The 18,452-nt window shown below is 67.6% G+C and carries 14 protein-coding genes; 7 read left to right on the top strand and 7 right to left on the bottom strand.

The window, feature by feature from the left end; all coding sequences use genetic code 11:
* Positions 1-111: 111 nt before the first annotated feature.
* The 5 genes from AC5RWQ_RS18305 to AC5RWQ_RS18285 all read left to right on the top strand — a co-directional run bounded on the left by AC5RWQ_RS18305 (position 112) and on the right by AC5RWQ_RS18285 (position 8,991).
* Positions 112-1,224 (top strand): pPIWI_RE_Y domain-containing protein, encoded by a 1,113-nt coding sequence (locus tag AC5RWQ_RS18305; RefSeq protein ID WP_494283909.1) that lies wholly within the window; start codon positions 112-114, stop codon positions 1,222-1,224.
* A complete protein-coding gene (locus tag AC5RWQ_RS18300) occupies positions 1,221-4,565 on the top strand; it encodes a pPIWI_RE_Z domain-containing protein (RefSeq protein ID WP_494283908.1) in 3,345 nt (1,114 codons plus the stop codon). The genes AC5RWQ_RS18305 and AC5RWQ_RS18300 overlap by 4 nt, the downstream gene beginning before the upstream one ends.
* Positions 4,566-7,145 (top strand): pPIWI_RE module domain-containing protein, encoded by a 2,580-nt coding sequence (locus tag AC5RWQ_RS18295; protein ID WP_494283907.1) that lies wholly within the window; start codon positions 4,566-4,568, stop codon positions 7,143-7,145.
* A 182-nt stretch (positions 7,146-7,327) separates the two neighbouring features.
* Positions 7,328-8,224: an MBL fold metallo-hydrolase gene (locus AC5RWQ_RS18290; protein ID WP_494283906.1), complete on the top strand. Its 897-nt coding sequence runs from the start codon at positions 7,328-7,330 to the stop codon at positions 8,222-8,224.
* Positions 8,225-8,244: 20 nt separating this feature from the next.
* Positions 8,245-8,991 carry a hypothetical protein gene (locus AC5RWQ_RS18285; protein WP_494283905.1) on the top strand — a complete coding sequence of 249 codons (747 nt, stop codon included), beginning with the start codon at positions 8,245-8,247 and terminating at the stop codon, positions 8,989-8,991.
* 310 nt (positions 8,992-9,301) lie between these two features.
* Here AC5RWQ_RS18285 and AC5RWQ_RS18280 read toward each other — a convergent pair whose 3' ends face one another.
* The 7 genes from AC5RWQ_RS18280 to AC5RWQ_RS18250 form a co-directional block, all read right to left on the bottom strand.
* Entirely contained in the window at positions 9,302-10,192 is an 891-nt protein-coding gene (locus AC5RWQ_RS18280) for an IS5 family transposase (protein ID WP_494283904.1), read from the bottom strand.
* A 696-nt stretch (positions 10,193-10,888) separates the two neighbouring features.
* Positions 10,889-11,542 (bottom strand): 3'-5' exonuclease, encoded by a 654-nt coding sequence (locus AC5RWQ_RS18275; protein WP_494283903.1) that lies wholly within the window; start codon positions 11,540-11,542, stop codon positions 10,889-10,891.
* 20 nt (positions 11,543-11,562) lie between these two features.
* The gene (locus tag AC5RWQ_RS18270; protein WP_494283902.1) at positions 11,563-12,810 is read right to left on the bottom strand and encodes a hypothetical protein; all 1,248 of its coding nucleotides are present in this window, start codon (positions 12,808-12,810) and stop codon (positions 11,563-11,565) included.
* The gene (locus AC5RWQ_RS18265) at positions 12,807-13,331 is read right to left on the bottom strand and encodes a nucleoside-diphosphate kinase (RefSeq protein WP_494283901.1); all 525 of its coding nucleotides are present in this window, start codon (positions 13,329-13,331) and stop codon (positions 12,807-12,809) included. The genes AC5RWQ_RS18270 and AC5RWQ_RS18265 overlap by 4 nt, the downstream gene beginning before the upstream one ends.
* Complete coding sequence (locus tag AC5RWQ_RS18260; protein ID WP_494283900.1) at positions 13,328-14,350, bottom strand: thymidylate synthase; 1,023 nt, start codon at positions 14,348-14,350, stop codon at positions 13,328-13,330. The genes AC5RWQ_RS18265 and AC5RWQ_RS18260 overlap by 4 nt, the downstream gene beginning before the upstream one ends.
* Positions 14,250-15,392, bottom strand: coding sequence for a CgeB family protein (locus tag AC5RWQ_RS18255; protein ID WP_494283963.1), 1,143 nt, complete (start codon positions 15,390-15,392; stop codon positions 14,250-14,252). The genes AC5RWQ_RS18260 and AC5RWQ_RS18255 overlap by 101 nt, the downstream gene beginning before the upstream one ends.
* A gap of 210 nt (positions 15,393-15,602) precedes the next feature.
* Complete coding sequence (locus AC5RWQ_RS18250) at positions 15,603-15,812, bottom strand: hypothetical protein (protein ID WP_494283899.1); 210 nt, start codon at positions 15,810-15,812, stop codon at positions 15,603-15,605.
* Between the two features lie 597 nt (positions 15,813-16,409).
* Between AC5RWQ_RS18250 and AC5RWQ_RS18245 the strand changes: the two genes are divergently transcribed.
* Both AC5RWQ_RS18245 and AC5RWQ_RS18240 read left to right on the top strand, forming a co-directional pair.
* Entirely contained in the window at positions 16,410-17,756 is a 1,347-nt protein-coding gene (locus AC5RWQ_RS18245) for a hypothetical protein (RefSeq protein ID WP_494283898.1), read from the top strand.
* A complete protein-coding gene (locus tag AC5RWQ_RS18240) occupies positions 17,753-18,331 on the top strand; it encodes a flavoprotein (protein WP_494283897.1) in 579 nt (192 codons plus the stop codon). Before AC5RWQ_RS18245 ends, AC5RWQ_RS18240 begins: the two co-directional genes overlap by 4 nt.
* Positions 18,332-18,452 lie beyond the last annotated feature (121 nt).

Raw genomic sequence — 18,452 nt, 5'->3', positions numbered from 1 at the left:
CGTCAGCAACTCTCGATACTGCGCTCCGTGGCCGAAGGGTTGCGCATCCAGTCGAGTCGGATTTGGTGCAGATGCCTTGGCCCACGTCCTCCTCAGACAGAAGGTGCATGCATGATCGATTCGCCCGCCACACCGTCGTGGCTGCCCGACCCGCAGATTGTGGTTGCGCAGCTCGCCAGCGGGATCCTCGAGTACGCCCAGCGAACCGCATCGGGGGACGCGTTCAAGCTGCCGTACCCGGCGAACCTGCAGCTCGCGCTGGACCGGCTGACCTTGCTCGCCTGGCATCAGGGCGCGCCCGCGCCGGCCAGCGTGGTGGAACTACTCCAGCTTGCGCAGGAGCCGTTCGGCGACTGGAAGATCGACCTCGCCGACGCTGACGTCGACCCAGACGAGTCGCTGCTGATCTATGGACGTCCGACGGCTGCCTGCGAAGAGTTGGGCAGCCTCCGTGGGGACGTCGAAGGCGAGATCCGCGAGAACACGCTCATGCGGGCGGTGATGGACAAGGCCCGGGCCGCCAACGCACCGCAGTCTTACGTCGTGTTCCGTGAGCTCCTGATTCGGCAGCCGGCGCTCGCGGCGATGGAACTCGATGCTCGGCTGGCGGATCCTGACCTGGCGCTGCTGGCGAACGAGGTGCGGCAGGCGTACCTAGAGGCGCCGCCGGAAGCGATGGCGGACGGAGTTATCCGGACCTGTGGCGGATGCGGCGGTCTTCGGCTGCCACTGGATGACGACCGGACCTGGGTCTGCGAGGACGAGTCCTGCCCGGCACCCGGAACGGCCGGGGCGGAGCACCCGGCCAGCGAGGGTGTGTGGTGGTTGCGGCGTGAGCTGCGCACTTTCATCACCGCACCGGGTCGTGCGGAGCTGCGCATCGCCGACGCGATCGGGAAGCTCGGCGTGCCGGTCGCGTTGTGGCCGGACTTCGACGCCTGCGACATATCGGTCTTCGAGGAGCGACCTTGGGTCGCCGACATCAAGGCCTGGCGCAACCCGGTACGGCTGGCCCGGCGCCTGCGGGAGCGGTTGTTCACCGTGTCGCCGGAGGCGGAGAGGGCCTACGTCGTCATCGGCCGGGAGCAGATAAAGGCGCACCCGCGGTACGTGGCGCGGCTGCGGAAGGCGTGCCCCCGGGTACGGCCGGGACAGCGGATCGTGGCGGTCTCTGAGGCGGAGTTCCTCAGTGACGTGAGCCGACGGGTTGAGGCGGGGGTATGAGACAGACCAAGGCAGTACGAGACCGCTTCACCCGCGCCCTCAACGGCCACTACACCCCTACGGGAGACCAGCCTCCGCCATCGCGGCTCATGGATACCGAGCTTTGCCTATACCTACTGGAAACAGTCGCCCCCGACCAAGCCGCCAGCGGCGTGCCCGCGTTACTCGACGGCTACCGGGCGCTGTGGGACGCGGTGCCGAACCCGCCGGCCGACGCGGCGGTCCGACTCGCCAACGCGCGGTCACTGCTGTGGCGCAGCCAGCGCCCCTACGGTTGGGACGAAGCGCTGCGAGCCTACTTGTCGGTCCCCGAGGAGGTGCGGGGCTACTGCCTGGACCCGCTCGGCCGACCGGTACGCCGGCAGTGCAGTGTGGTGGCCGATCGATGGGGCTGGTTCGAGCAGTTGCTGACTGAACCCCTGCCCTTCGCCACCACTGCGGTGCGGCTCGCTACACCCGGCCGGTACCGGATGAGCTCCACCGCTCGTGGTCTCGGCGTGACCGTTCCCGAAGACCTTCCAGCTCCGGCAGCTCCTGATCTGCATGACTTGGCGGTGCGGGTGCGGGCACCGATCGAGGTCGCCTGGCAGGAGCTGCTGGAAACCGCCAGCGGCATGGACGCTGCCGACCTGCGGGCCGCGCGTACCCCTCATCGGTGGGAAGAGCGCCTGCGGGACGTCACGCTGCAGGTCAGGCTGGTCGACGACACCTTTAGCGACGCCACGGTCCTTCGCATCGACCGGATCCTGCACCTGGTTGGTCTGGTCAGCGTCGGCAAGAGCACCCTCGTCATGATTCTGGCGGTCTGGGCGGCACAGCATGACCTTCGGGTGACGATCGTGGTCGGCGACAACTCTGCAGCGCTGCGAACAGCGCACGAATTGTCCTGGTACGGCAGCGTGCTCGCCGCACCGATCATGGGGCAGAACCGCACCCGGCACGCGGAGCGACTGCATCGGCTCCAGCCGCCGGCGCCTGGCCGGCTGCTGCCCGCCGAACCGTACGGATTCGAACTGGTCAGCACGGCATGCCCGCTCGATGCGGTCCGGAGCGCCGCCACCCCGCTCGAGGTGCGCGAGGCACCCTGTCAGCACCTAATCGAGACCGACCCGGATGCCCCGGTGGATGGCTGGCGGGAGCGGCCCCGGCGCACCTGCCCAATGTGGTACCGCTGCCAGCGGCATGAGTCTGCGCGCCAGTTGACCACGGCGAACGTGTGGATCGCGACTCCGTGGAGTCTGGTGCACACCCCCGTACCGGGCCCGCTGAGCAAGGAGCAGATGCGGTACCTGGAGGCGGCTTGGCGGCGAAGCGACCTGATCCTCGTCGACGAGGCCGACCAGGTACAGGCGAACCTTGACGAGATGTTTGCCAGCGCCCAGGTGCTGCTTGGCCCCAGCCAGGAAGCGTGGATCGACGAGATCGGGGCACGGGTGCAGGAGAAGCTACGGGCGACGGGCCGCGCTCCCGTCAGCTCGCGGCAGATCCGCCGGTTCACCATGGCGCTGAACCACGCCCGCACCGCCGCCGACGTCATCTACCAGTTGCTACAGCGGGACCGGGTCCGGGCCGGCAAGCCGGTACTGAACTGGCTCGACCCTGATTACTTCACCGCATGGGCGCTCTTCGACAGCCTTGCTCAGGACTGGGCCGGTTACACCGGCGCGAGTGGCCGCAGGCCCGCCCCCGGCTGGGACGACGATGAGCTCTACAAGTTGCTACGCGAGCAGTTCAATGCGTTCATCGACGACCCGACCAGCGCGTTCGGGGAGGTGGCCCAGGGGCTGTCCACCCTGGCGGAGGCACAGCTGTCTGACACCGAGGAGGAGGTGCGGGAGGACAGCGTCCGGCAGTGGCTGACCGGGCTGAGCGACCGGGAGCTGGTCGAGGGTAGGAAGATCGCGCCCGCGGAGCTCGACCGCAACGTATGGCGTCTGGAACTGGCGATCGCCGTGGCGGTGATGGCGCACCGGCTCAACGTGATGCTCGCCATCTGGCCGGAGGTCGCGGCCGAGCTGGACATGTTCGACACGCTGCCGGCTGAGGTTCGCCGACCGCCCAGCGACCTCGCCGTCGCGGTGCCCGAATCCCCGATGGGCAACGTGCTGGGATTCCAGTACGTCGAGAACGAGACCGACCGCCGTGATGGTCGGTTGGGCGAGTTCCGCTTCTTCCGCTACACGGGGGTGGGGCGGGCCCTGCTGGTCGGGCTGCCAGACCTGTTCCCCGCCGACGGGCCGGGTCCGAACGTGCTCCTGTTGTCCGGGACCAGCTGGGCGGGCACCTCGCCTCGCTACCACATCGACGTGCCGGTCAAGGCGATTCTGCGCCCGTCACCGCAGAAGCTCGCCACCATCTCAGAGACGACCTTTGCGCTGGACTTCCAGCACGATGGCGAACGAAGTACGCCTATATGGGTGTCCGGCCGTTACGGGGCAGAGCGCGCCAGCGCTCTACGGCAGATGGTCGCGGCCCTGACCCGGCCGGGCGCCGGTCCGGGCCGACCGAACCGCCTGGAGCGGGAGCGAGTCACTTTGCCGCCCGGGCGGCAGAAGATCATGCTGCTGGTCGGCAGCTACGCCGAGGCCCGGACTGTCACCGACGAACTGCTTCGGCGAAAGTCCTCCTGGCAGGGGCAGGTGCGCTGCCTCATTGGCGACGACGAGCTGGAGACCGGCTGGGACGACTCCCACCTGCTCCGCCGCAGCGATGTCGCGGACTTCGGCACGGACGATGCGTGGCTACTGGTCGCACCAATCCTGGCCGTCGAGCGGGGGCACAACATCCTCAACACCGAGGGAGTCGCCGCCATCGGCGCCGCGTTCTTCCTGGTACGTCCCCACCCGCGGCCGAAAGATCTCAGCTACGTCACCCAGAGGATCAACCAGTACGCCCTCGAACAATTACGCCCGCATCCGTTCGGCGACGACTGCCCGACGCACGAACGGCTCGTCAATGCCGGCAACCAGCGACGTCGGGCCGCGCAGCGCCAGTGGCGCCGACTGCTGCACGCCTTGGTGGCCTACAGCCAGCTTGGCACGGACGAACGCGGACGCGTGGCCTGGACTCAGCTCGTGACCATCTGGCAGGTCGTCGGCCGGCTTCTGCGCGGCGGGCAAGCCGCGAAGGTCTACTTCTGCGACGCCGCCTTCGCACCGGTCACCGCCCGCAGGAGCGACACCGACACCGACCTCGACGATGCCAGCACCAGCCTGCTGCACGGCATGCGCGAGGTGCTCACCCCGTACTTCGAACCCACCGGCGCCAACACCGATCGGTACCTAGTCCAGGCGCTCTACCAGCCCCTGTACCGCGCACTCACCAACATGGGAGACCGCTGAATGGCACCCCGCTACGACAACCTCGCTGTCACCGTCTTGCGCCTCGATCCCGCAGCCCCGATCGAGCGCACTTACCACCTCATGCGGTTCCCTGGCCGCTGGAAGGAGCCGCTGCGCCGGCTCGCACAGGCGCAGCGCGGCGGCGATGTCGCCAGCATCCCGATCGCATCGCTCAACGACGCGATCACCGCCCTCGTCCCCGACTGCGTCGTCACGCTTCCGTCCGCCGGACGTGGCGACGACGACCAGGACTGGCTGCTCGCATACCGCGAGGTGAACCCGGCAGCCATCTTCAACCTGGTCGCAGCGTGGGTACGCGCGCAGAAGGGCACTCCAGAGCAGATCTCCCTGACCCTGTCCCAGCTGCACGCCAGCCCTCTCATCTGGTCGCCGGTTCACCTCAACCTGACTGCGCCGGAAGAACGGCAGCGAGCCATGCGCCTGCTCCCGATGGAGATCGCGGCGACGTTGTCCCGCCCGGACGCGACTGGCCCGCATAACGAGTTGCGTTTCCTGCGCTGCCCGAGCGCCAACGGCGCCGAGGTCATGTCCTGGCCTCCGGAGCGGATCGAAGACCAGACCCCGTTCTCGGTCAAGATCGGCATTACCGCACAGACCCTGCCCACCAGTAGTGAGCTACTGGTCTATCTGTCGTACGGCGTGCGGCGCTGGATGCCCGTGCGGGGCAAGCTCGCCTTCGACCACGGCCACTCGGTGTACCTGGCGCCGACCGTGCCGTACCTGGCCGGCCTGGAAAACTCCCGTCACTTCGGCACGGCGCGGATCAAGCAGGTCAAGGTGACGGAGAGGGACGGCACCAGCAGCTACGGGCCGCGCTGGAATGACGCCCTCGCGAGGGTACTTAAGGAGGTCGGCTGCCTCGACCGCCTGCCCGACCCACAGCAGCTCGTCGACAAGCCACTCGACTACCTGCAGCGCCACGGCGACGCAGCTGCGCTGGTCTACAGCACCGGCATGCTCTCGGCCGAGAAGGTCAGCGCCGGGCTGTCGGTCGCCGATCGCCAGCCGCTGATGGACTGGGTCACCGGCGAGCTCAGCCCGCGCCTTCGTCCGGCCGCGCCTCTGCCCCGCGAAAAGTGCACCGTGTACAAAGGGCTCGCTGGCATTAACGACAGCCATGTGTCGGCGACCAATCTCGGTGAGATCGTCGGGCCGCGCCTGGACATCGAGCTGCTCACCGATACCGAGGCCGCCACGCAGTACGCCCTGGACCGGCTCGCCGTCCGTCTCGGTGTCCCGATGCCCTGTGCCGACCAGCTTGACGAGGCCGGGGTTCACACCGACCTTGGTGCGGTAACCGTCGGGATTCGGCGGCTGGCGGCACCAACGATCCGCGCCGACCTTGACCGGGTCGGACGACGGCCCCAGGCCGCGGTGGAGGCCCGCATCGAGCACATCGCCGACGCGCTCGGCCATGCGGCCCACCCGACAATCGCCCTGGTCGAGATCGCCCACCCCGACGCCTATCAGGGCCAGCGACGGGGCGACGATCCCAAGTTCGCCATCCGGCATGGCCTGCTGCGGACGGGACGGCTCAGCCAGTTCGTCACCCCGGTTGCCGAGCCGAAGCGTCCTCCTCGTGCACGCGAAGGCAGGGAGCCCTCCGATCCGAACCGAGAGCGGTTCGCTGCGGCCGTCGATGATTTGTTCCGGCAGCTCGGCGTACGCCCCGAGCCGCTGCCTGAACCGGCGCGAGACACGCTTCTCCGGCAGCCTGCCCTCCTGGCCATCTGGATGATTCGCCAGAACAAGGGACGCGTCTGGGGGCTCGCGCGGCAGGTACCCGTCGCCGTGCTCGTCGACCCCACCGGTCAGCATGTACAGGTCCACGCCCCCAAGGTGCCCTGGCAGCCTCTGCACACCGGGCTCGTGGAAATCGGCAAGCAGTACGTCAACGTGGACCTCAAGTGCGGCCCCGAGGACGTGGTCCGGTTCGCCAAGGATGTCATCGATGAGGCCAGCAACGCCTTCCCGAACACCCTGCTGCTCACCCACGCACAGAACTTGCGCGGCGTCTGGAACACCCTTACCAACGGCCGCATCCAGCTCGACAGCCTCGGCTTCGGTGCCGGTGAGCCCCAGCCGATCAGCAAGCTGTCCGGCCTGCGCCATGTACGCGTTCGCACCGCTGAAGGCGGAGAGACGCCGGAGTGCTACGGCGTGAGCGATGACGACACGGGCCAGCCCAAGGGCTTGTGGCGCTTCCTGGTCCCTCGGGTGTACGGCAGCACGACGGGCAAGCCCAGTACCCACTCCGGGGCGTTGAAGGGCGTGTCGAAGCTGATCCCCGGCGAGCACAACGGCAAGCTCACTGCCCCGAAGCCGAAGGCCCAGGTGTGGAACCCGCAGTTCATCGAGCTGCTTGTCGCGGGAATTCAGGATGGCGACCAGCCCGAGCACTGGGCAGCGCTGGCGCACGAGCTGCGGGATGCAGCACCGTACGTACGGGGCACCACCGTCCTGCCGTGGCCGCTTCACCTCGCGGAGCAGATCGAGGAATACCTCCTGCCAACCAAGATCGCGGAGCTCGATGCTCGGGAGGTCCCCGCAGAGGAGTAGGTGTTCTTCGGAGTCGGTGAAGACGGCCAGCCCCATTTCGCGCCGTCGCATAACACGGCACCTCTGACAGCCCATCGATAACCCCCGAATGGCTGCTCAGGGAATGAGCCAAGCGAATCATACTGCCAGCCAGCGCAGCCCAGACCGGCACCCACCTGCAAAACCGTAGGAGGCGCATAGAGATGCCCACCATCAAGTCCTTCGCCATCGGCAACGGCGATATGTACTACATCCGCCACGGCAGCGACAACTTCACCATCATCGACTGCTCACTGCCGCCAGAGCGGGCCGGCAGCATCTTGACGGAGATTGCGACACAGTCAAAAGATAAGGGGTGTCTCCGTTTCATCTCGACCCATCCCGACCAAGACCACATCGGCGGCCTGGCCGAACTCGATGACCACATCGGTATCAGGAACTTCTACTGCGTCAAGAACGAAGCGACCAAGGACGACCCGACCGACGACTTCAAACACTACTGCAGTCTGCGGGACGACCCCAAGAAAGCCTTCTATCTCTACAAGGGCTGTACGCGCCGTTGGATGAATCAGAGCAACGAGGAGCGCGGCTCGGCCGGGCTCAACGTGCTGTGGCCAACCACTTCGGACCCCGATTTCCAGAGCGCCTTGGCTGATGCTGCCGCCGGCATGTCGCCAAACAATATCTCCTGCATCTTGCAGTACTCAGTTGACGACGGCCCCCGGATGTTGTGGATGGGCGACCTCGAGACTGACTTCATGGAAAAGATCGAGAGCAAGGTGGCCATTCCCAAGGTGGACATCCTGTTCGCCCCACATCACGGCCGCACGTCAGGCAAGGTGCCGAGGGGGTGGCTGGAAGAAATGGATCCAGGGCTAGTGGTAGTCGGCGAGGCACCGTCAGAATACTTGGACTATTACAACGGCTACAACACCATCACCCAGAACTCCTGCGGCGATATCCTGTTCGAAACAGATACCAGCAAAGTGCACATCTATGTCAGCGATAACGCCTACAGCGTCAACTTCCTCCATGACGAGGGCCACGACCACAGCCATGGGCTGTACTACATTGGCACTCTTGAGTGCCACACGCGCTGACACCATCGGAGGTCGACGCCATGGGTCTGCTGCAGCAGATTACCGATCGATACAATCGGAACGCGCGGCTCTTGCCCGCCGCACTGATGGTCCTGCCGGTTTTCGTCCTCGCTCTGACGGCCATACCCGCCGCTGTGACGGTATGGACGAAAGTAGCTGGGCTTGCCGCGTTCTGCCTGCCGTTCGCTGCCTCGCAGGTCGTCCGTGATCGAGGACTTCGAGTCGAGCCGCAGCTGTTCCGCGCCTGGGGTGCCCGGCCATCAGAGAACATGCTGCGATGGCGGGCGTCTTCGACGAAGTCGGCCGTGGCTCGCCGGCATCAGCTGGTGGCCGCGCATCTCGGTATCGCGCTGCCTGACGAGACGACCGAAGCCGCTGATCCAGCAGACGCCGACGAGCTCTATGCCACCGCTACGGCCGCGTTACGAGAAAGGACCCGGGACAGGTCGCGCTTCCCCTTGGTGTTCGAGGAAAACATCGCATACGGATTCCGTCGCAACGCTTACGCCTGTCGCATGCCAGCCATTTTGATTTGCCTGCTGGCAGCCCTGGTAATGATGGCGCTCGCCTGGATATCACTGGTACCGCTAGGTTGGAAGCAGCAGACAGGCCTGATCAGCTTCGACGTTCTAGCGGCTGTTGGGTGGTGGCGATTGTGCACCCAGGCCGCAGTCCGGCGCGCAGCAGAGAAGTATGCGGGTCAGTTGTTCCTGTCGCTGGAAACACTAGGCACGGAGCCGCAGCAGACTCAGCCCGACCCCACCTGATCGCCTAGCTGCATCCACCTTCGGGATTGCAAGTTCACATGTCGCCGCCCAAGTATGAGCAGATTCGTCATTCGGATGTTCGTGGCCATTCACCTTCGCGTGGCCATGCTGTTTATGGATGCGTGTGGAACTGGGTCGGTAGCCATTGATGGATATTCGCATGGCCATCGAAAGTCGGAGCCGCGTAGCAAAGTACATCCGCCTTAGGAAGAACTGCTCCGCTTGCGGCCTGGGGCCGTGCAAGGGCAGCCGGTCGACCGCGCGGCCGACACCAGAGCAACCTCTAAGAGCGTGTTTGAGAGGGACTTGATCAGGTCCAGATGAAGGTGCGCTTCGCCTGCCGTCGGGCTGGTCGGCCGCGGGTGATGCGGCGGGTCATGCCGGCGATGGCGGCCCACCTGACGATGCCTTCGGAGATTTCAGGGTGGCGTTCGTAGTCGCGGGCCAGCCGGCGGCAGGCGGTGAGCCATGCCAGGGTCCGCTCCACGACCCACCTGCGCGGATGTACGGCGAAGCCCCGCTGTTCAGCGGGCTTCCGCACGATCTCCAGCGTGATCTTCAAGGTGTCACGGGTCCAGTCGACGAGACGGCCCGCGAAGCCCTGGTCGGCGAAGACGTGCCGGATCGGGGTGGCCAGATAAGCGCCGAGCAGGGCGCTCTTCGCGCCGTCGCGGTCCTGCCACGACGCGGCCATCACCGCCACGGTGACCAACAGCCCGGTGGTATCGGTAATGATGAACCGCTTCCTGCCGTTGACCTTCTTACCCGCGTCGTAGCCACGCGTCTGCCGCCCAACGGTGTCGGCGCCCTTCACCGACTGCGAGTCGATGATCCCCGCCGACGGCTCCGGATTCCGCCCGTCCTGCACCCGCGCCTTGACCCGCAGCGTGGCCAGCAGGTTCTCGGTCACACCGGCGTCTTCCCAGCGCACGAAGTACCAGTACACCGTCTGCCACGGCGGCAGATCCGCCGGCAGATACCGCCACGGACACCCCGAGCGGACCACATACAAGATCGCGTTGACGATCTCCCGACGAGGATGCTTCTCCCGCCGCCCATCCGTGCTGGGCTCCGGCAACAACCCTTCGATCAACGCCCACTGGGCATCGGTCAGGTCCGACGGGTAACCACGACGAGGCGACGACACCCGGACACCCTCCCGCCTCCGGCGGCCATCGTCACGCCGCCGCACCGTCCACATCCGACCTTCTCAAACACGCACTCAGGCCGTCACACGGGAAACTCGTCACCGCCGACAACATCGCCGTTATCTTCCCGTCACCCTGACCCAACGGCCGGTGGCGGCCCCAGCGAGGTCAACCGGCCGCAGGATCAACGAGGACGACGCCGACCGGGCGTGCGCTGGCACATCCGTTCGTACGGATCGCGCCCCGCCGTACGGTTACGCCGTGAGCCTCGGTTGCGAGGCGCTACAGACCTTGAAAGCTTAGCTTTGTCCACTGCGGATCGAGTTCTTCGATCCTGCGGCTCTTGGGCGGGTGCTGATCCCTCGACGGGCGCGGCGCATCGTCGAGGCGATGTCAGCGCAACGCCATTGCAGTGGGGTCTACCTGGAGAACGGGTTCGCGCCTGGCCGATGATTGTCACGCTACTGGGGACTATCTCGCTAACGGTGCTTCCGGCGATCTTTCGATAGGTCTCAGCGGAGAAGCGGTCGCCGGAGGTGATGGCGAACCCGTCCAACGCCGTTTAACCCTTGCCCCGGGCTTGGCGCCGCCACGTGGCGATCTGCCGGCCGCCGAGTCTGGACAAAAGGTAACACCACTGCGGCCAGCGTCCAGCCCAGCGGGAGGAACCAGGCGCACGCAGCGCCGATCGCCGGCCTGCCCAATGCGGTCAGTCCGAGCAGCGGGGCGGGCGCCGCGCGGCGCAGGGTTCAGAAGAGGGCCGGCTGGGGTGCTGTGGCGGTGGGCTGCTTTTCGGCGTTAAGGGGGAGAGCGGCTTCGGCGAGCAGTTCTCCGAGCGTGGGCGCGGTGGGCCAGCGGCGGGTGACGAGCTCAGGCAGCAGTAGCGCCGTCGCGGTGGTGTCCCACAGCGCGCGGTGTGGCTGCGAGTCGGGTGCGGCCTCGTTGACCCGGCCGGTGAGCCCCAGCTCGTGGATGAGCGCGGTCAGGGCGCGGGAGCGGCCGGTTGTGAGTGCCTTCGCGAGGCGCAGGGTGTCGATGAGGCCGGCCGGCCGGAGCGCCGGGAGCTGGCGGTGCAGGAGCCGCCAGTCGACGGAGACGTTGTGGCCGACGAGGTAGCGGCCGTTGATCCGGTCGGCGAGGTGCAGCTCGATGTCGGCGAGGTCGGGGGCGCAGCGCAGCGTGGCGTCGGTGAGCCCGGGTGAGAGCCACGAGCGGCGGCCGATGGGCCTGCCGGGGTTGATCAGGGTGGTGTAGCTGGTGGGCATGTCCGGCAGCCCGGCGACGAGCGGAACGAGCGCGATCTCGAGGATCGCTTCGTCGTCTCGGTCCTGGGCACCGGTGCCCTCCAGGTCGATGACGACCAGGCTGGCGGTGGTCCAGGGGTCGCTCGGGCTGCCGCTCATGCCTTCTCCCCCGTGCTGGGCTAGTCGTCGTCTCCATACTTCACGGCTTCGACGAGTTCCGCCCGGACCGCGGCGAACCTTTCCACCTGGCGCGGATCGACCTCGTGGCCGAGGAGCTGGCGGCCGTGCGCGCCGGGGAAATGCGGCTGGTTCGCCTCCCAGATCTGGTGGCGCAGGTGGTGCTGGACGGCGTACCGCTTCTGCTCGCCGAGGCCGTGGGTCCACACGTGGCCGGGTTCGACGAGGATGGGGCTGTCGTACCCGAGCGTGTCGAGTACGTCCTTGACCTCCTGCTCGGTGGGGTCGCGGTAGTCGTCGATGCAGAGCTGCTTCTGTTTGGCGGGGCAGATGTTGCACAGCTCGTTCACGCCCCAGTGGCCGTTGTAGTCAGCCACGCCGTGGGCGTAGGAGACGCCGCAGCTGGTCTTGCGGAACAGGGGCGTCTTGATCCCGGATGCCTTCCACGCGCCGACGATCAGCTCGTCGATCTCGCGCGGGAGGGTCTTGCGGCGGGCGAAGTCGTCGCCGTACGGCACGTCTACGCCGAGCTGGCGTAGGTAGGCGGCGTTCTCCGGCTTGTGGTAGTAGCCGGTGAACACGGCGGCGTCGACGTCGCCGGCGACCTCCAAGACGTGGTCGATGGTTTCGGGGGTGGTGTTCCAGCCGGGGACGATGGGCCGCCAGTACAGCACCACGCCGGTGCGCTTCTTGTGGGCGACCGCGGTGTAGATCGAGTTGATCGTGATGGCGCTCTTCGTGATCGGCTCGACCCGGTCGTCCTGGATGCCGGAGTAGGTGAAGAGCAGGGTCACCTTCAGGTGGCGCAGCGACTCCAGGTTCTCCATGTCTTGGCCGGTGACCTTGAACCTGGTGATGATGAGGATCTGGTTGGTGTACCCGCGCTCGTCGAGGGCGCGTAGAACCTGGAACAGGTGGGGCTTCACGCCGGGCAGGAACGGGTCGGTGGCCTTGTTGAACAGCTGGATCGGGGTGACGTGCGGCCGGAAGGCCTCGTGCCCGATCAGCAGCTCGATGGCCTCCTGCGTGGGCACCAGCAGGGTCGGAGTCTTGTGGTCGAAGTTGCCCCAGAAGTGGCGGACGCAGTACCCGCAGTCGAGCGGGCAGCCGACGATGTGGTTGAGCGACAGCCCGGACTTGCGGTAGCCGACGATCAGGTGCATGTAGGGGTCGAGGCGGGCCTGCTCAGCGGCGGGCATGAGGTTCAGCTGGCGGGGGCCAGAGCTGATTTGGACGGGGACCTGGGTCATCGGGCGTCTCCTCGGGCGGCGGGTGGGCGCAGCAGGTGCGTGCGCTGGGGTCCGTACCAGATGCCGAAGTCCCGTTCGACCACGCCGCTGTGGTCGGAGGTGTGGATGAGGTTGTCGACCAGGCGGCCTTCGGCCACCGCCTTGTCGAGGGTGTCCTTGGCGTAGCGGCCCCGGACGGTGGTGCTGGGGGCGCTGGCCGGGTCGGTCACGCCGACGACGGCGCGTACCCGCTCGGCGGCGTTCTCGCCGTAGCCGAGGGCGACGACGACCCGGTTGCCGATGAAGATGCGCCGCAGCTCTGCCGGCACGTCGCGGCCGAGCTGCTCGGACAGGGGCAGCATGTCGTCGTAGTGGGCGAACACCTGGTCTTCGGTGGGGATCACCGTGTGGGAGTCGACGATGGTCACGAGACCTCGCATCCACTGCAGGACCTCGCTGACGAGGCCGCGGCGGACGCAGTCCGGCTTGAGCAGGATGACGGTCCAGCGGAACCAGTCGACGGCGGCGGTGTCGTCGGTCATGCCCGGCTCCCTGGGAAGGCGGGCACCCGCTCGGGCCACCGGTTGGCCACCAGCCACCAATGCCCGGGGTGCAGCTCGGCGAGGATGTCCCGGCCGACGGGCTTGCCGGGGTTGTGCACGATCTGCCGGTAGCACTCGAACAGCGCCAGTACCCGCCGCCAGTACGGGTCGACGCGCACGGTGGTCAGCCGGCCGGGGGGGAGCTGGTCGCGGTCGTCGCGCAGCACCTGCTCCCATGCGGCGACCTCCCGGATGGTCTCCCATCTCGTGGCGGGCATCTGGTCGACCGGGAAGCGGCGGTTCGGCAGCGGTCCGGTCGCCTCGGCCAGCATGGCGTCGACCTTGTCCACGTCCAGCTTGTTGATGTGCATCGAGCCGACGTGGTGGGCGTACGTGCCGACGCCGACGCCGAGGCGGCGGGCGGTGAACTCCTGGATGAAGGTGAACGCGAACGTGTCGCCCAGCAGGCCGATGACGGCGTCGTTGCCGCGCATGTAGGCCGACATGTGCAGCTGTCCGTTGCGCAGGAGGAATTGCAGGCCGAGGGTGCAGGCCACGTCCGGGTTGACGGGGTCGACCAGCTCATCGGGGCGCATGATCACCATGGCGGCGCGCTTGGTGTCGGGGTCGTCGGCGAGTAGCCGCTCCACCCGCTGGAACTGGCTGTGCGCGTCGGGCTGGCCGGGCCGGAACAGGCGGGGCCCGTAGGCGGTGCCGGTGAGCCGGGCGCCGTCAGCGGACAGATTCCGCAGCTGCGGCGCGTAGTACGAGATCATCTCGACGTCGTCGCGGCCGGTCAGGTACCACAGGGCCTCGGCGTGATTGAACACGACGTTGGCCTTGCGGGCGGCGAGGTAGACGATCCGGTCGACGGGGTCGGTGATGGTGAAGCTGGTATTGATGATCTCCAGGGCGTCCTTACCTCGCCCGCAGGTGTCGAAACGGTGCCTGGTGGCGATCTCCCGTAGCACGGCCAGGTACGCCGGCTGGAAGCTGCCGAACTCGGGTCCGAGGACCATGGGCGTCTCCCTCACTCGGGGTGGACATCAGGTCGGTCATGACCTGCTGGAAGACGGCTGCCTGGCGGGACAGCCGCATCTGGTCGAGGTAGCGCAGGCACTGGTAGATCAGCCCGGCGTGGGTGATGGTCCCGGCAATGCACTGGAGGTACTCGACCCGCTCGACGACATCTGTGCCGTCGACGACGATGAGCTCGTCGGGGACGAAGCGGTGCCCGTCGACCACGTCGGCGGGCATGAGCGGCACGCAGCCGGCGAGGACCGCCTCGAACAGCCGCTGCGTGATGTGGCCTACGGCGGCGTACCGGTCGGGCAGCAGCATCACGGTGGCCAGGGCGCCGCGGTGGAGCCGGTCGACCTCGGTGAACGCGCACCGGCCGGTGAAGTTGACGTGCGGCCACGCCTGGGTGCGAGTCCACTTCCCCGCGACACGATGGCCGACTTGCGCGGCCGGGCCGGCGAAGTACCGGTCGAAGTGCTCGTCGCGGTCGTACTGGTTCCCGACGTACACCAGCGACGTGGGCCGGTGAAGCTGCGCCAGCTCGTAGGCGTCGGCCGCGTCGAGCCGGGAGTCGGGCACCGGGCAGAAAGTGGTGGTCGCGCCCGGTGTGGGTCGGGTGGCGAACTCGCACACCCGCACGTTGGGCAACGCGCGCAGCGGATCGTCGGCGGGCAGCCGTCGGTCCAGGTCCCAGATGATGGTGGGTACGCCGGCCAGGGTGTAGTGCTCGATCAGCTCGGTCTGTCGGTGCAGGTCGCAGTGGTGACCGGGGCTACCGCAGGCCGTGGTGTTGCGGCCGGGCAGCGGCCACCGCCACTCAAACATCACGACGTCGAGGTCGGGCAGGCCGCTGTTGAAGTCGTATGCGTCGCGCAGGTCGAGTCCGGCCTCGTCGAGGTCCCGGTTGGCCTGAAGCAGCGTCACGAGGTGGCCCGCGGTCTCCAGCGCGTCTATCAGAGGAGCCCGGTACGAGCGCGAGCCGTCGGGGGTGTCGACGACGCCGGGACCGAGGAACCCCCAGCAGCTGTAGCCAATCTCCAGTCGCCTCACCGAGGGTCTCCCATCAGGATTGGCGCCGGCGGCCGGGATCGCCGTTGCAGCACGTCTCGGGCGATGCGCAGTGGGAGGCAGTTGGCCACGCCGCAGCGTGGGCACTGACCGCGGGCGTTCGGCCAGTGATAGGTGGCCACGAGGCGAGCCAGCAGGACCACCCGCGCAGTCGACTGCTGCAGTGACAGGCCAGCGCCGGGGTCATGACACCGGCTGTCGGGCGGCGGCGTCTGCGACGACCTGGGCGAGGTAGCTCTCGGCCCATTCGTTCTCCTCGCAGGTCCCGGGTGAGGTGCAGGAGATGCACACCCTGGCGTGCGGGCGGCCGTCGGGCGTCCGGTGCAGGAGGGCGATCGAGTTAGCCGTGGCCGTGGCGGCGGCGGTGATGACGTGGACGAGGACGCCGCTCATCCGGACCGCCCCGGCACCCGGTAGAGGGTGCGCTGCCCAAGGGTCATCAGCGGCCCGACCCTCGGGTAGAAGTGGGTCGGCTCCACCAATGGCCCCACCTGCTTCGGCAAGAACCCTGAGGCAGGCTCAGGGAGCCGGGATCGCTCGGCCATCGCGCTACGCGAGACATACACCGTCATGCCGGCACCTCCATCAGAGACGGTGAGCGGCGGGCTCGCCGGGGGAAGGGCGAGCCCACCGCCGCACCACAGCGGCCGGGAGCAGACCGCCAATCACCCACCCACGCAGCCCTCCTGGCGGTATGCAGGCGGGGCATCATTCGCACGCGTAAGGGAGCGGGCTGGGACGGCACCGGGCGAAGCGCCAAGGCCAGCTCTTGACTCCCGGCGCTTCCGTTATTCATCCCGAGCTCCCTGGCGTGAGGCTGCGATTGCGCGCCGGCCGCGTACTCGCCGAGAGTGGCGCACCAGCCCAGTCAGGTTCGCTCGGTGAGCGCAGCATTGGGGATGTCCTCGCGGTGCACTCACGGTGCACCTGCCAGCACGCCAAGTGCCGATACGATCGTCCGGACGACTGTCCGCATCGAGAGGACGTGCGATGGCCGCGGTGACGACCTGGACCGGCCGGGAGGCAAACGCGCTGCGTCAGGCGTTGCGGATGAGCGTTACCGGCTTCGCCGAGCACCTGGGCGCGGCACGGCGAACGGTGGCCAAGTGGAGCAGCCAAGGCAACAAGGTCCATCTGAGGGCCGACATGCAGGCCGCTCTCGACACGGTCCTGGCGCGGGCCACCTCGGACGTCCGCGAGCGCTTCGAAGCACTGGTGAGGGAAGGTACCAGTGGTGCACTTGCGGGTCCCGCGACGCTGCCCGTCAGGGACACGCAGACCCATACTGGCGAAGGCGGCATTCACGACTTCGACTCGGATGGCGACGTGCGGCGCAGAGATCTCCTGACCGGCGTGACGATCAGCGGCATCACCCTGCCGAACGTCGCGGCTCTGCTCGACGCACTGGTCGCACCACGACCTTGCAACCCCGAGCCAATTGCCTTACCGATCCGGCAACTCGCTCGGGAGGTAGCCGCCGCGAAAACCCAGTATCAGGCGTGCCGTTACGAGCAGGTTCTCGCCAGGCTTGTGGCCCTGCTACCCGCCTTGGAACCCACTCGTGCGGAGGCCGAGGGTGAGCAGCGGACGCAGGTCGACGCCCTGGCCAGCGACCTCTACCACGTCGTCGGCAGCGTGCTGCTCAAGGTCGGCGACAAAGGCATGGCCTTGGTCGCCGCCGAACGCAGCGCCCGTGCCGCTGAGAGCAGTCAGGACCCGCTGGCGATGGCTGCAAGTGCCCGGATCATGGCCCACGCCCTCATGAGCACCGGCCACGGTACCCAGGGGCGACAGCTTGCCGAAGACGCGGCCGAGCACCTCCGACGCGGCAGCGGACTCGCGTCGACCGACGCGGTCGCCGTGTACGGCGCACTGCTGCTTCGCGGTGCTATCGCCGCCGCCCGCGACGACAACAGAGACAACGCGCAGGCCATGCTCGATGAGGCTTCCCATGCCGCCGATCGACTCGGCTACGACGGCAACGACCGGTGGACGGGCTTCGGTGCCACCAACGTCCTGCTGCACCGCGTCAACATCGCGCTGGCCCTGGGCGACGCCGGCACCGCCATCACCCTCGCCCGCCAGGTGCAGCTGGACAAGATCGACCTCGCTGAACGCAGAGCCTCCCTGTTCGTCGACGTGGCCCGCGCCTACACGCAATGGGGACGCTACGAGCACGGCCTGAACGCGCTACGCAACGCGTACGAGGTGGCACCAGAGGAGATCCGGTGGCGACCAGCGGTGCAGCGCATCGCCAGCGACCTGGCAGTCCTCACCCGGGGGCGCGTTCGCAGTGCTGCCCTCGACTTCGCCCAGCACGCCGGGATCCGCGTATGACCAGCGGACACCTGCAAATCGTCGTCTGCGCTGCGGGCCCCGCCGCAGACGTGACACAACTGGTCACCACCGCGGCGCGCCAGTCGTGGACAACGGCGGTCACCGCCACCCCCAGCGCCCTCGACTTCGTCGACGCCGAAACGATAGAACGGCTGACCGGGCACCCGGTCCGGTCCACCTACCGGTCCTCCCCCGGCACCAGCCGATCTCTCCCCGCCGCGGACGCGCTCATCATCGCCCCCGCCACCTACAACTCCGTCAACAAGATCGCCCTTGGCATCGCTGACAACTATGCGATGACCGCAGTCGCCGAGCTAATCGGCCGGCGGGTGCCCACCGTGGTCGTCCCGTTCGTCAACGCCGCCCTGGCCACCCGCACACCCTTCCAACGTGCCGTGGCGAACCTTCGCGATGAGCACGTCCGGATTCTTCTCGGGGCCGACGACGGATGGGAGCCACACCCACCCGGCAGCGGCAACAGTCGCCAGAATGCCTTCCCCTGGACGACGGCGTTCGAAGCGGCGACCGGGTTGGCCGGCGAGAGATCGAGCAGGACTGAGACCCCGCGTTGCTGACTGCGCTCGCGTAGGTCAAGGGTCTTCGCTTGGCTTGATGCGAAGGGCAGGCTTGCGTTTAGCGTTCTCGCTCATCCCCGCAAGAATTCCCTTACGCTCGCGCACCCACGATAGCTGTCCG

Source organism: Micromonospora sp. BS32 (assembly GCF_059089345.1).
The sequence above is the reverse complement of the archived record's forward strand: the minus strand, read 5'-3'. Positions and strand labels throughout refer to the sequence as shown.